Source organism: Grimontia sp. THUN1695, from assembly GCF_059704325.2.
This window is the reverse complement of the sequence record NZ_AP046577.1, coordinates 1-14,634: the sequence shown is the minus strand read 5'-3', so window position 1 is coordinate 14,634 and position 14,634 is coordinate 1. Positions and strand designations below refer to the sequence as shown.

The following is a 14,634-nucleotide window of genomic DNA, read 5'->3' as shown; positions in this document are numbered from 1 at the left end:
CAATTTTTACACAGCACCATTTGTGCTTTGCAGAGACAGAAGAGGCGCGTCTACCAGGCAGTCAGATTGCGGAGCCCCAACTCCAATGCACTCTGATCAGGGGGTAAGACGCCGAGGCGAGACCAGACCTTGGGGGCTGGCTTGTCGGTCTGGGAGGTTGAATCCTCCGGATTGTCATCTCAATCGAGATGGAGCGCTTCTGGAGAAATGCCCTTTCTTCCAACCCTGCCCTCTGTCTGTCTTTCAACCTATTATTTTTCTGGGATAACTCCACTCGCGGTTATGGGAGGTAAAGGGAAGTGAATGCATTAAATGTCGCAAAATTTGGCGGCACGAGTGTAGCCGACTACACAGCAATGTCTAACTGTGCGGCTGTCATTAAAAGGAATTTGAGTACGCGACTGGTGGTGATCAGCGCCTGCTCTGGCGTGACAAACTTACTGGTTGAACTGGCAAACGGCGTTGCCAATGACAGACAGCAGGACGTGCTGGCAGAACTGCGTGAAATTCATTTCAGCATTTTGAAACAGCTTCCTGACTCATCAGAGGTCGCATCGGCGGTAAATGCCATTATCGATGAGGTCACATCCCTCTCTGCGATGGCAGAAACGTCACCTTCAGATAAAACAACCGACGCGCTGGTTGCGTGTGGCGAAATGATGTCGACCCACATTTTCACCCATCTCCTGAACAGCAAAGGCATCAATGCAGTACGTGTCGACGTGCGCAATGTACTGAAAACAGACAATGTGTATGGCAAGGCTACCCCGGATCTGATTGAAACTGCCCATCATGCAGAAAGCATACTCACACCGCTGTTTGAAGATAGCGTAGTGGTCACGCAGGGGTTTATCGGTTCAGATGCGCAAGGCAATACGACCACGTTGGGCCGTGGTGGCAGCGATTACAGCGCCGCCCTGTTGGCTGAAGCGGTAAAAGCGACGTCGCTGGAAATCTGGACCGATGTGCCAGGTATCTACAGCACCGATCCCCGTGTGGTACCGACAGCCAGCCCTATCGATGAAATCAGCTTCAGTGAAGCGTCTGAGATGGCAAACTTCGGTGCCAAAATCCTGCACCCGGCGACGCTTATCCCGGCAATGCGACAGGACATTCCGGTATTTGTTGGCTCGTCCAAAGCCCCGGAGCAGGGCGGCACCTGGATTCGCCACCAGGCAGAAAAATCCCCTCTTTTCCGCGCGCTGGCCCTGCGCTGCAACCAGACGATGGTCACGCTGACCAGCCTGAATATGTTCCATGCTTATGGTTTTCTGGCCAACGTGTTCAGCATTCTGGCAAAACACAAAGTCTCGGTCGATCTGATCACTACATCAGAAGTGAGTGTGTCGTTAACTCTGGATCAAACCAATACCAAAGGCGGCGCCCCTAAACTGCCAGAGGCAGCAGAAAAGGAGCTGGCTGAGCTTTGCAAGGTAACTGTCGAGCAGGATATGTGTCTGGTGGCGCTTATCGGTAACCACATGAGTGAGTCAAAAGGTGCGGCGGCAAAAATCTTCAGTGCGTTGGAAGACTATAACCTTCGCATGATTTGCTATGGTGCCAGCAACCACAACCTGTGCTTTCTGACCAGCACGGCGGAATCCAAAAACGTGGTTCGTGCACTGCACAAAGAATTGTTTGAAGCTTGATTCAACCCTCCACCGATACAAAAATGGCGCTCAATGTAAGCGCCATTTTTATTTCATCACCAAAGGTCAACAAACCCTAACCATTAAGGTTGGGCCCCAGCCATTTTTCGGCGTCGATCAGATCCCAGCCTTTGCGATCGGCATAACTGTCGCGCTGATCTTTCTGGATCTGTGCTACCGCGAAATAACGCGACTCCGGATGCGAGAAATACCACCCTGATACAGACGCTCCCGGCCACATCGCGTAACTGGAGGTCAGAGACATACCAATGGTTTCCTCTACTTTCAGCATCTCCCACAGAGTGCCTTTCTCGGTATGTTCGGGGCAGGCCGGATAGCCCGGAGCAGGACGGATACCCTGGTATTTTTCCCGGATAAGATCGTCGTTTGACAGGTTCTCATCTGTTGCATAGCCCCAGATCTCTTTACGCACACGTTCATGGAGATATTCAGCAAACGCTTCTGCCAGGCGGTCAGCCACCGCCTGAATCATGATGGCGTTATAGTCATCCCCCTGCGCCTTGTATGCATCTGCCAGTTCACGCTCACCGATACCGCCAGTGACTGCAAATGCACCAATCCAGTCTTTCTTACCGCTCTCTTTCGGCGCAATATAATCTGACAGACAATAGTTGAACCCTTTCGGTTTCTCGGTTTGCTGGCGCAGGTGATACAAGACATGGGCCACCTCAGTGCGGGATTCATCGGTATACACTTCAATATCATCACCGACGCTTGCCGCAGGGAAAAGCGCACACATGCCGCTCGCTTTCATCAGCCCCTCCCGCTCAACGCGATCCAGTAGATCGTTGGCATCCTTAAACAGGCGCTTGGCTTCCTCACCGACTTCTTCATGGTCAAGGATTGCCGGGTACTTGCCGACCAATGACCAGGTCATAAAGAACGGTGTCCAGTCGATGTACTGGCGCAACGTCGCCACATCGAAGTCTTCAAACACATGGACACCCGGCTTTGCTGGCACCGGTGGGGTATAGCTGTCCCAATCAATCGCGACTTTGTTTGCCCGGGCCTTTTCAAGGGTGACAGGCTTGGTACGGGGACGTTTACGGGCATGCTGCTCACGTACTACGTCGTAATCCGCCTGCAGTTTTTCAACAAACGCAGGTTTCAGCGTTTCAGACAGCAGTGACGAGCACACACCTACCGCACGGGAGGCGTTATTTACATACACCACAGGCTGGTTGTAGTTTTGCTCGATTTTTACCGCCGTATGGGCTTTGGATGTCGTTGCACCGCCAATCAACAGTGGCAGGTCAAAGCCAAGGCGCTCCATCTCTTTGGCCACATGGACCATCTCGTCCAGTGATGGCGTAATAAGGCCGGACAATCCGATAATATCGACATTTTCTTCTTTGGCGACTTTGAGGATTTTCTCGCAAGGTACCATCACACCGAGGTCGATAATTTCGTAGTTATTACATTGCAGCACCACGCCGACGATGTTCTTACCGATATCGTGAACATCCCCTTTGACGGTCGCCAGCAAGATCTTGCCGTTGGTGGACCCTGCCTGTTTTTCTGCGTTGATAAAGGGTTCAAGATGCGCTACCGCCTGTTTCATTACCCGGGCTGATTTCACCACCTGCGGCAGGAACATCTTACCTTCACCGAACAGATCACCGACAACGTTCATGCCGTCCATCAGCGGCCCTTCAATGACCTCCAGCGGCTTGGAAGCATTAATGCGCGCTTCTTCTGTATCCTCAACGATAAATTCGGTGATGCCTTTCACCAATGCATGCTCAAGACGCTTCTCTACCGGCCAGGTGCGCCACTCCAGCGCGGAAGCATCGTCTTCCTTGCCCACACCTTTATTTGCATACTCAGCGGCAATATCCAGCAAACGCTCAGTACTGTCATCGCGGCGGTTCAGCACCACATCTTCTACTGCTTCGCGCAGCTTCTCAGGAACGTTGTCATAAATCTCAAGCTGGCCGGCATTCACGATGCCCATGTCCATGCCATTCTTGAAACAGTGATAGAGGAACACAGCATGTATTGCTTCCCGGACATAGTTATTGCCGCGGAATGAGAAGGAGACGTTGGAAACACCCCCAGAAATCATCGCATGGGGCAGATCGCGTTTGATGTCTGCAACCGCTTCGATGAAGTCGACGGCGTAGTTGTTATGCTCTTCAATACCGGTTGCGATTGCGAATATGTTTGGGTCAAAAACAATGTCTTCCGGCGGAAAGCCCACTTCATCCACCAGAATACGGTAAGCATTGGTACAGATTTCAAGCTTACGCTCACGGGTGTCAGCCTGGCCTACTTCATCAAACGCCATGACAATCACTGCCGCACCATAGCGGCGGATGAGTTTCGCCTGCTCGACGAATTTCGCTTTGCCTTCCTTGAGCGAGATAGAGTTAACGATTCCCTTACCCTGAATACATTTCAGGCCCGCCTCGATGACTTCCCACTTCGAAGAGTCAACCATAATAGGTACTTTGGCGATCTCTGGCTCAGTGGCACACAAGTTCAGAAAACGCACCATACAAGCCTTCGCATCGAGCATCCCTTCATCCATGTTGATATCGATGATTTGGGCACCGTTTTCCACCTGTTGGCGGGCCACCTCAAGGGCCTCATCATATTGTTCTTCTTTTATAAGGCGCTTGAAACGGGCAGAGCCTGTCACGTTGGTACGCTCACCCACGTTGACGAATAGGGTCTCTTTGTCGATCGTTAACGGTTCGAGGCCGGACAGGCGACAGGCGACCGGAAGCTCTGGCAAGGTGCGGGGTTTGATCGACTGGGTTGCTTCATGCATCTGGCGGATATGCTCCGGCGTCGTACCGCAGCAACCGCCCACCAGATTAAGAAAACCACTTTCCGCCCACTCTTTAACATGTGCTGCCATGTCTTCCGGTGACAGATCGTATTCCCCAAAGGCATTGGGAAGGCCGGCATTGGGGTGCGTGGAAACATAGACTTCTGAAATTCTTGATAATTCTTCCACATAAGGGCGCAGCTCATCAGGGCCCAATGCACAGTTAAGGCCAAAGGAAATCGGTTTGACGTGACGCAGGGAGTTGTAAAACGCTTCTGTCGTCTGACCAGACAGGGTCCGGCCAGAAGCATCAGTGATGGTACCGGAGATCATCACTGGCAGTGTCACGCCCAACTCATCAAATACGCTTTGCACTGCAAAAGAGCACGCCTTGGCATTCAAAGTATCGAAGATGGTTTCAATCAAGATAAGATCTGAACCACCTTTGATCAGCGCGCGTGTGGATTCGGAATACGCCGTGACCAACTCGTCAAAGCTGACATTACGGTAACCCGGGTCGTTAACATCCGGGGAAATGGAACAGGTACGGTTGGTCGGGCCAAGCACGCCGGCAACAAAACGAGGTTTATCCGGGGTTTTCGCTGTCCACTCATCGGCTGCTTCACGCGCCAGCTTCGCGGCAGCAACGTTGATTTCTTCGCTCAGACTTTCCATATCATAGTCAGCCATCGCGATGGTAGTGGCATTAAAGGTGTTGGTTTCGAGGATATCCGCACCGGCTTCCAGATACTCGGTATGGATATCTTTGATCATATTAGGTTGTGTAAGCACCAAAAGGTCATTGTTGCCCTTGAGGTCACAATGCCAGTCCGCAAAGCGCTCACCACGGTAATCACTCTCCTCGAGCTTATAGCTCTGTATCATGGTCCCCATTCCGCCATCAATGATCAGAATGCGTTCCGCTAACAATTTTTCCAGTGTTTCCCTACTACTCACAACCACAGATCCTTCTAATTTTGCTTGCTATCCGCATAGTATCACAGACCAAATGGAAATCTAGACGTCTAATTGAACAATACTCCTGGATCAAGCATCCATAAGATAGATATTTGTTGTAGTTTTCTGCCGCGCTTGGATTTATATTTCGTTACAACTTTTCTAACCTCAACCTCAGCCTTTACGGGGTCGTCAATGACCATCTATACCACACTCTGTTTTCTCGCTGCCGCAGCCATGCTGATTGCTTTTATCAACAGTAAGATTGGGCAAATGCAAACCACGATTGCCATCACGGCCGGCGCACTTATCCTTTCTCTCGGAATCGTTATCGCAGGTCATAACAACTGGTTTGATTTAAAAGACCTCGCTGCCACGACGCTCAATGAAATTCACTTTGATGATTTTCTGCTAAAGGGCGTGTTGGGATTCCTGCTCTTTGCCGGTGGCCTTGGGGTAAAACTCCCCAACCTTGAAGATCAGAGATGGGAAATAACAACACTGGCGCTTGGGGCCACTCTGATTTCCACCTTCATTATTGGTGGTGCAGCCTGGTTCTTCTTTCAACTAATCGGCATTCCTTTTGACTTTATTTATTGCCTGTTATTTGGTGCGCTTATCTCGCCAACTGACCCTATTGCTGTTCTCGCCATTGTTAAGAAACTCAATGCCCCAAAGCGCATATCAACCCAAATTGAAGGCGAATCGCTATTTAACGACGGGTTTGGCCTGGTGATTTTTATCACCCTGTTTACCATCGCCTTTGGTACAGAAACCCCAACCGCATTGGGTGTCGTTCAACTTTTCCTCCATGAAGCAATTGGTGGCATTATTTACGGCTTCTTCCTTGGATTGATTTTCCATTATCTGATTTGCCATACCGACGACCATTCCATGGAGCTGCTGTTAACTCTTGGTATTCCAACCGCGGGCTATGTCTTTGCTGGCCTGATCGGAGTTTCCGGTCCACTGGCTATGGTCGTAGCTGGCATCATGATTGGAAACTGGACTCGCTACATTGGCTTTTCCAAAGAAAGTGAAGATCACCTAGACCACTTCTGGGAACTGGTTGATGAATTCCTCAATGGCGTGCTGTTCCTCTTGATTGGTCTGAGCATGCTGACATTTTCCTTCCACAAAGAAGACTGGATCATCATGGTATTCTCCGTACCTTTAGTACTCGTAGCACGTTACCTAAGCGTTCGTTTGTGTTATGTCGGTTTTAACCATTACCGCGACTACAACCCTTATTCTGTACGTATCCTCACTTGGGGAGGTTTGCGAGGAGGACTGGCGCTTGCGATGGCCATGGCCGTCCCAGCAGGCTATATAGTAGTCCCGGAGAAGAACATTGATGTCAGGGAAATGATTCTGGTGATGACTTACGCAGTGGTGGTATTTTCCATTCTGGTTCAAGGTTCTACCATCACCAAGATGATTGAAAAATCCAAAGTCGCAGAAAGGGACATGCAAATCAAACCAAGCAGCTACAAAGAGGCAGTTTCTCAACCAGAAACTACCAAGGACTGATAAAACGCAAAGAACGAGAAAGGCCTGCAAATCGCAGGCTTTTTTATTATTCGTCGTCTTTGGTAAACGCAGATTCGGAGAAATGATCCAGATCGTAGGGAGTTTGCTGGTAAACGCAGTAGTTCAGCCAGTTGGCAAACAACATATGACCATGACTACGCCAGCTGACATAAGGTTCTTGCGTTGGATCATCATCAGGATAATAGTTTGTTGGCACCGCAGGCTCCATGCCTTCATCCAAATCGCGCATATACTCATGGTGCAAGGTATGAGAATCATACTCCGGGTGGCCGGTAACAAAGACATTTCGTTTATCCTTGGTCGCCGCCAGATACGTACCGGCGACAGAGGAGGTTGCCAAAATATCCAAATCCGTATGTTCGGCGAGATACTCCGCCGAGAAGTCAGCATAACGGGAATGGGGGGCAAGGAAAGAATCATCAAACCCACGAAGAATAGGGTTGTGGCTGTGCTCTTTGTGGGTTTTGTGCCAGTACACTCCAGAGAGTTTCTCTTTACGGGTCTTCTTAGGCAGATCATAAAGCAACTTCAGGCCCGCCTGGGCAGCCCAGCAAACATAGAGCGTTGACGTCACATGCTCTTTTGCCCACGTCATAATATCTTGCAGGTGCTCCCAGTAAATCACATCCTCAAACTGAACTAACCCAAGGGGCGCGCCAGTGACGATCAATCCATCAAAGTTACGTCCTCGAATCCCTTGGAATTGGCGGTAGAAAGTGTCAAGGTGCTCGGTGGGAGTGTTCTTACTCGGCCTATCGTCAATTCGTAACAGCTCAACATCAACCTGAAGTGGGCTGTTGGAAAGTAAACGCATAAACTGCGTTTCTGTCTCAATTTTCTTGGGCATCAGATTAAGCAGCAACACTTTCAAGGGACGAATGTTCTGGCTTTCTGCACGGGTCGCTGACATCACAAAGATGTTTTCCTGACGCAGGGTACTGGCTGCGGGTAACAGATCAGGGATCTTAATTGGCATCTTAAATCACTCCCTTACTAAGATGTATAGACGTCTAGAATTCTATTAACCCTATAACATCCATTTTAGGGGTTCAAGTAGATTTATGAGATGGAAAGAAACCATAACGAAAAAACCCGCAGCGTCTCCGCTACGGGTTTGAAAAGGTGTCTGGCAGTGTCCTACTCTCACATGGGGAGACCCCACACTACCATCGGCGCTGCAACGTTTCACTACTGAGTTCGGCATGGGATCAGGTGGTACCATCGCGCTATGGCCGCCAGACAAACTTTAAACTCTGGTGCTGATACCCAGATTTGAACTGGGGACCTCACCCTTACCAAGGGTGCGCTCTACCGACTGAGCTATATCAGCAAATTTATTATCCAAACAAAGTCTTACTATTCATTGCTTTGTTTAGAATATCTTGTGTTATGTGATGCAGTTTTTGAACTGATAAGCACAGTGTGCGTTAGCACATGAGCATCGCAAGTATCAAAAGATGCGAGCAATAACCAAGATAGGCAAATAAAGCCTGGCGATGTCCTACTCTCACATGGGGAGACCCCACACTACCATCGGCGCTGTTACGTTTCACTTCTGAGTTCGGCATGGAGTCAGGTGGGTCCATAACGCTATGGTCGCCAAGCAAATTCTTTATTGGGGTTCTCGGTCCTGGGTAACTCGGCTCTGGGAACACCCATTAAAATCTTGGAAAGCTGTCTGTTCTCAACACATTCAATGTTCTGTTTGAGTCCGCCAAAACCCCTTGGGTGTTGTAGGGTTAAGCCTCTCGGGCAATTAGTACAGGTTAGCTCAACGCCTCACAGCGCTTACACACCCTGCCTATCTACGTCGTCGTCTCCAACAACCCTTCAGGATACTTTAAGTATCAGGGAGAACTCATCTCGAGGCTCGCTTCCCGCTTAGATGCTTTCAGCGGTTATCAATTCCGAACTTAGCTACCGGGCAATGCCACTGGCGTGACAACCCGAACACCAGAGGTTCGTCCACTCCGGTCCTCTCGTACTAGGAGCAGCCCCTCTCAATTCTCCAACGCCCACGGCAGATAGGGACCGAACTGTCTCACGACGTTCTAAACCCAGCTCGCGTACCACTTTAAATGGCGAACAGCCATACCCTTGGGACCGACTTCAGCCCCAGGATGTGATGAGCCGACATCGAGGTGCCAAACACCGCCGTCGATATGAACTCTTGGGCGGTATCAGCCTGTTATCCCCGGAGTACCTTTTATCCGTTGAGCGATGGCCCTTCCATTCAGAACCACCGGATCACTATGACCTGCTTTCGCACCTGCTCGAACCGTCATTCTCGCAGTCAAGCGGGCTTTTGCCATTGCACTAACCTCACGATGTCCGACCGTGATTAGCCCACCTTCGTGCTCCTCCGTTACGCTTTGGGAGGAGACCGCCCCAGTCAAACTACCCACCAGACACTGTCCTCACCCCAGATTATGGGGCCAAGTTAGAACATCAAACATACAAGGGTGGTATTTCAAGGATGGCTCCACGGCAACTGGCGTCACCGCTTCTTAGCCTCCCACCTATCCTACACATGTAGGCTCAATGTTCAGTGCCAAGCTGTAGTAAAGGTTCACGGGGTCTTTCCGTCTAGCCGCGGGTACACAGCATCTTCACTGCGATTTCAATTTCACTGAGTCTCGGGTGGAGACAGCGTGGCCATCATTACGCCATTCGTGCAGGTCGGAACTTACCCGACAAGGAATTTCGCTACCTTAGGACCGTTATAGTTACGGCCGCCGTTTACTGGGGCTTCGATCAAGAGCTTCTCCCTAAGGATAACCCCATCAATTAACCTTCCAGCACCGGGCAGGCGTCACACCGTATACGTCCTCTTTCGAGTTTGCACAGTGCTATGTTTTTAATAAACAGTTGCAGCCACCTGGTATCTGCGACTGCCCATAGCTCCATCCGCCAGGGACTTCACCGCGGGCAGCGTACCTTCTCCCGAAGTTACGGTACCATTTTGCCTAGTTCCTTCACCCGAGTTCTCTCAAGCGCCTTGGTATTCTCTACCCGACCACCTGTGTCGGTTTGGGGTACGGTTACTGATAACCTGAAGCTTAGAGGCTTTTCCCGGAAGCAGGGCATCAATGACTTCACTACCGTAGTAGCTCGACATCGTGTCTCAGTGTATAGCAAGCCGGATTTGCCTAACTCGCCCACCTACGCACTTGAACCAGGACAACCGTCGCCTGGCCCACCTAGCCTTCTCCGTCCCCCCATCGCAGTTATCAGCAGTACGGGAATATTAACCCGTTTCCCATCGACTACGCCTTTCGGCCTCGCCTTAGGGGCCGACTTACCCTGCCCCGATTAACGTTGGACAGGAACCCTTGGTCTTCCGGCGAGGAGGTTTTTCACCCCCTTTATCGTTACTCATGTCAGCATTCGCACTTCTGATACGTCCAGCATGCCTTACAGCACACCTTCAACCGCTTACAGAACGCTCCCCTACCCAATGTGCCTAAACACACTGCCGCAGCTTCGGTGTATCGCTTAGCCCCGTTACATCTTCCGCGCAGGCCGACTCGACCAGTGAGCTATTACGCTTTCTTTAAATGATGGCTGCTTCTAAGCCAACATCCTGGCTGTCTGAGCCTTCCCACATCGTTTCCCACTTAGCGATAACTTGGGGACCTTAGCTGGCGGTCTGGGTTGTTTCCCTCTCCACGACGGACGTTAGCACCCGCCGTGTGTCTCCCGGATACTACTTACTGGTATTCGGAGTTTGCAAAGGGTTGGTAAGTCGGGATGACCCCCTAGCCTTAACAGTGCTCTACCCCCAGTAGTATTCGTCCGAGGCGCTACCTAAATAGCTTTCGGGGAGAACCAGCTATCTCCGGGTTTGATTGGCCTTTCACCCCTAGCCACAAGTCATCCGCTAATTTTTCAACATTAGTCGGTTCGGTCCTCCAATTGATGTTACTCAATCTTCAACCTGCCCATGGCTAGATCACCCGGTTTCGGGTCTACGTCATGCAACTGAACGCCCAGTTAAGACTCGGTTTCCCTACGGCTCCCCTATACGGTTAACCTTGCTACATAACGTAAGTCGCTGACCCATTATACAAAAGGTACGCAGTCACCCCATCACTAAGCCACCTCTGCTTGATTGGGGAGGTTGACCAACGCGTCGCGTTGTTAACCGCCTTTCAAGTAAGGTACCTGGACCACTAAGTCTCAGTAACTTAGTGATGGGGCTCCCACTGCTTGTACGTACACGGTTTCAGGTTCTATTTCACTCCCCTCACAGGGGTTCTTTTCGCCTTTCCCTCACGGTACTGGTTCACTATCGGTCAGTCAGGAGTATTTAGCCTTGGAGGATGGTCCCCCCATCTTCAGACAAGATAACACGTGTCCCGTCTTACTCGTTTTCACTCACTGTGCGTTGTCGTGTACGGGGCTATCACCCTGTATCGCGCCACTTTCCAGAGGCTTCCACTAACGCACAATCAGCTTAAGGGCTGGTCCGGGGTCGCTCGCCGCTACTGCCGGAATCTCAATTGATTTCTTTTCCTTCGGGTACTTAGATGTTTCAGTTCCCCGAGTTCGCCTCATTAACCTATGGATTCAGTTAATGATACTGGCTTATGCCAGTGGGTTTCCCCATTCGGAAATCCGAGAGTATCGTGACTCTTACCGTCTTCTCTCGGCTTATCGCAGGTTAGCACGTCCTTCTTCGCCTCTGACTGCCTAGGCATCCACCGTGTACGCTTAGTCACTTAACCCTACAACCCCAAGAGGTTTCGTAGCTTTAAACAACCAAGGTTTGTCATCGTTCGATGACGATTTCGCCGGACTCAAATTCCAAGAACACTTGAATGTGTTTGGTGTTAACTCTTAAGAGTCAACATTTGAGAACTTTTACAAACAAGCTTTATCTCTTTCGAAACAAAGTCTGTTTAGTCAGCTTTCCAGATTGTTAAAGAGCATTTCTCGTAAAGAGAAGGTGGTGTTTCTCTGCTATAGAGACGCCACTTTCTAATGATTTTCGGCGGCAGAAAGTCGCACCCTATAAATAACATTTAAAGGGTATGCGAATCCATTGCAGAAAATGATTAGAGAGTGTGCTTTTTTCTTATTCGAGGCATGACTTGAGGAAGTTTAGGAACCTAAACGACGAGAGTCATAACAAAGAATAAGGAAAAAGTGGTGGGCGATACCGGGCTCGAACCAGTGACCCCCTCCTTGTAAGGGAGGTGCTCTCCCAACTGAGCTAATCGCCCACATTGTTTGTTTTCACCTTTGAAAAGGCAAAACCCAAACTGCGTTTTACATCCTCTGTGGGGAAGATGGTGGGTCGTGCAGGATTCGAACCTGCGACCAATTGATTAAAAGTCAACTGCTCTACCAACTGAGCTAACGACCCAATGGCGTCCCATAGGGGAGTCGAACCCCTGTTACCGCCGTGAAAGGGCGGTGTCCTAGGCCTCTAGACGAATGGGACACAACGTTTGTCAGCGAAACATGTTTCGCTAACGTTGTGTTAGTGGAGTGACGAGCTTGCGAGAAGCGACATCATACCGAAAAACACAATGTCTGGTATTGGGATACCAAACCACTCTTTACTTTTTCAACCTATACAATCTGTGTGAACACTCGCATTCATAGCTTCGTTAAGGAGGTGATCCAGCCCCAGGTTCCCCTAGGGCTACCTTGTTACGACTTCACCCCAGTCATGAACCACACCGTGGTAAACGCCCTCCCGAAGGTTAAGCTATCTACTTCTGGTGCAGCCCACTCCCATGGTGTGACGGGCGGTGTGTACAAGGCCCGGGAACGTATTCACCGTGGCATTCTGATCCACGATTACTAGCGATTCCGACTTCATGGAGTCGAGTTGCAGACTCCAATCCGGACTACGATGCACTTTCTGGGATTCGCTCCACCTCGCGGTCTCGCTGCCCTCTGTATGCACCATTGTAGCACGTGTGTAGCCCTACTCGTAAGGGCCATGATGACTTGACGTCGTCCCCACCTTCCTCCGGTTTATCACCGGCAGTCTCCCTGGAGTTCCCACCCGAAGTGCTGGCAAACAAGGATAAGGGTTGCGCTCGTTGCGGGACTTAACCCAACATTTCACAACACGAGCTGACGACAGCCATGCAGCACCTGTCTCAGAGCTCCCGAAGGCACCAATCCATCTCTGGAAAGTTCTCTGGATGTCAAGAGTAGGTAAGGTTCTTCGCGTTGCATCGAATTAAACCACATGCTCCACCGCTTGTGCGGGCCCCCGTCAATTCATTTGAGTTTTAATCTTGCGACCGTACTCCCCAGGCGGTCTACTTAACGCGTTAGCTCCGAAAGCCACTGTTCTAGACAACAGCCTCCAAGTAGACATCGTTTACGGCGTGGACTACCAGGGTATCTAATCCTGTTTGCTCCCCACGCTTTCGCATCTGAGCGTCAGTCTTTGTCCAGGGGGCCGCCTTCGCCACCGGTATTCCTTCAGATCTCTACGCATTTCACCGCTACACCTGAAATTCTACCCCCCTCTACAAGACTCTAGCCTGCCAGTTCAAAATGCCACTCCCAGGTTAAGCCCGGGGCTTTCACATCTTGCTTAACAGACCGCCTGCATGCGCTTTACGCCCAGTAATTCCGATTAACGCTCGCACCCTCCGTATTACCGCGGCTGCTGGCACGGAGTTAGCCGGTGCTTCTTCTGCCGCTAACGTCAAATTACGCAGCTATTAACTACGTAACCTTCCTCACGGCTGAAAGTGCTTTACAACCCGAAGGCCTTCTTCACACACGCGGCATGGCTGCATCAGGCTTGCGCCCATTGTGCAATATTCCCCACTGCTGCCTCCCGTAGGAGTCTGGACCGTGTCTCAGTTCCAGTGTGGCTGATCATCCTCTCAAACCAGCTAGGGATCGTCGCCTTGGTGAGCCTTTACCTCACCAACCAGCTAATCCCAACTGGGCCCATCCTGACGCGAGAGGCCCGAAGGTCCCCCTCTTTGGTCCGAAGACATTATGCGGTATTAGCCACCGTTTCCAGTGGTTATCCCCCTCGTCAGGGCAGGTTCCCAGCCTTTACTCACCCGTCCGCCGCTCGCCGCCCAATAAATCATCCGAAGAATCTTTATTGTCGCTGCCGCTCGACTTGCATGTGTTAGGCCTGCCGCCAGCGTTCAATCTGAGCCATGATCAAACTCTTCAATTAGAATCTTTTCTGCCCTTCCTCACTTTGAAAAAGTGAACAAAGGCGGCTCGATGAAATACTGTATAAATTGACTGTGCCGATAACCCCGAAGAGCTTTCGTTTTGGTCACTCAGTTTCATCGATAAATCTTTTGTCTATCAATGACGAGTGCCCACACAGATTGCATAGGTCAAATTGTTAAAGAACGTTGACTTTAAGAAGCTGCGCTTCTCACCGTCAGGGCTGCGAATTTTACGCTGCCGGGCGATGAAGTCAAGAAGAAATTTTGAGATTTTTCAGCGTGATTTGCACAAACCTCAAAACACCTTGTTGACTTGCCTCTCAGGGTGATTCCCCCTTCGAAGCGGGCGGCCATTTTACTGTTCTACTTTAACGCGTCAAGCGTTTATTTTCGTCTCAGTTTTTAAGGCCTTCGCCGTACCGGTTTGGATGAACATTTCCGCATTGGGAGCCGCTCTCCGTGTCGGTGAGGCGGCATTATAGGGAGGCGAAAAAATCTGGCAAGGGCTTTTTTG

4 protein-coding genes, 4 tRNA genes, 4 rRNA genes and 1 riboswitch are annotated in these 14,634 nt (G+C 50.5%); of the genes, 2 read left to right on the top strand and 10 right to left on the bottom strand.

Translation table 11 applies throughout. From position 1 onward, the window contains the following. Positions 1-31: 31 nt before the first annotated feature. Positions 32-207, top strand: a riboswitch (Lysine riboswitch). Positions 208-299: 92 nt separating this feature from the next. After that, positions 300-1,649 (top strand): lysine-sensitive aspartokinase 3, encoded by a 1,350-nt coding sequence (gene lysC, locus AC6IB1_RS03485; RefSeq protein WP_497567837.1) that lies wholly within the window; start codon positions 300-302, stop codon positions 1,647-1,649. 76 nt (positions 1,650-1,725) lie between these two features. On the opposite strand, the gene metH is transcribed toward lysC, so the two are convergent. Beyond that, positions 1,726-5,400, bottom strand: coding sequence for a methionine synthase (gene metH, locus AC6IB1_RS03480; protein WP_497567836.1), 3,675 nt, complete (start codon positions 5,398-5,400; stop codon positions 1,726-1,728). A 195-nt stretch (positions 5,401-5,595) separates the two neighbouring features. Here metH and AC6IB1_RS03475 point away from each other — a divergent pair, with 195 nt between their 5' ends. Continuing rightward, on the top strand, positions 5,596-6,930 hold the full coding sequence (locus AC6IB1_RS03475) for a cation:proton antiporter (RefSeq protein ID WP_497567835.1): 1,335 nt from the start codon (positions 5,596-5,598) through the stop codon (positions 6,928-6,930). 46 nt (positions 6,931-6,976) lie between these two features. Here the strand turns inward: AC6IB1_RS03475 and metA are convergent, their stop codons facing one another. The 9 genes from metA to AC6IB1_RS03430 form a co-directional block, all read right to left on the bottom strand. Beyond that, on the bottom strand, positions 6,977-7,927 hold the full coding sequence (gene metA, locus AC6IB1_RS03470) for a homoserine O-succinyltransferase MetA (RefSeq protein WP_497567834.1): 951 nt from the start codon (positions 7,925-7,927) through the stop codon (positions 6,977-6,979). A gap of 148 nt (positions 7,928-8,075) precedes the next feature. Further along, positions 8,076-8,191, bottom strand: a 5S ribosomal RNA gene (gene rrf, locus AC6IB1_RS03465). A 14-nt stretch (positions 8,192-8,205) separates the two neighbouring features. Continuing rightward, positions 8,206-8,281, bottom strand: a tRNA-Thr gene (locus AC6IB1_RS03460). Between the two features lie 158 nt (positions 8,282-8,439). After that, positions 8,440-8,555: ribosomal RNA gene (gene rrf, locus AC6IB1_RS03455) — 5S ribosomal RNA — on the bottom strand. Between the two features lie 131 nt (positions 8,556-8,686). Next, positions 8,687-11,678: ribosomal RNA gene (locus AC6IB1_RS03450) — 23S ribosomal RNA — on the bottom strand. Positions 11,679-12,100: 422 nt separating this feature from the next. Then, positions 12,101-12,176 (bottom strand) — tRNA-Val (locus tag AC6IB1_RS03445). A gap of 67 nt (positions 12,177-12,243) precedes the next feature. Continuing rightward, positions 12,244-12,319 (bottom strand) — tRNA-Lys (locus tag AC6IB1_RS03440). A 2-nt stretch (positions 12,320-12,321) separates the two neighbouring features. Next, positions 12,322-12,397 (bottom strand) — tRNA-Glu (locus AC6IB1_RS03435). 170 nt (positions 12,398-12,567) lie between these two features. Next, positions 12,568-14,119: ribosomal RNA gene (locus AC6IB1_RS03430) — 16S ribosomal RNA — on the bottom strand. Together the 16S, 23S and 5S rRNA genes with 4 tRNA genes alongside form the textbook arrangement of a ribosomal RNA operon. Positions 14,120-14,634 lie beyond the last annotated feature (515 nt).

What these genes read in the sequence shown, in the direction of transcription:
- metA (WP_497567834.1), bottom strand. Translation starts at nt 7,927, where the DNA reads ATGCCAATTAAGATCCCTGATCTGTTACCCGCAGCCAGTACCCTGCGT.
- AC6IB1_RS03475 (WP_497567835.1), top strand. Translation starts at nt 5,596, where the DNA reads ATGACCATCTATACCACACTCTGTTTTCTCGCTGCCGCAGCCATGCTG.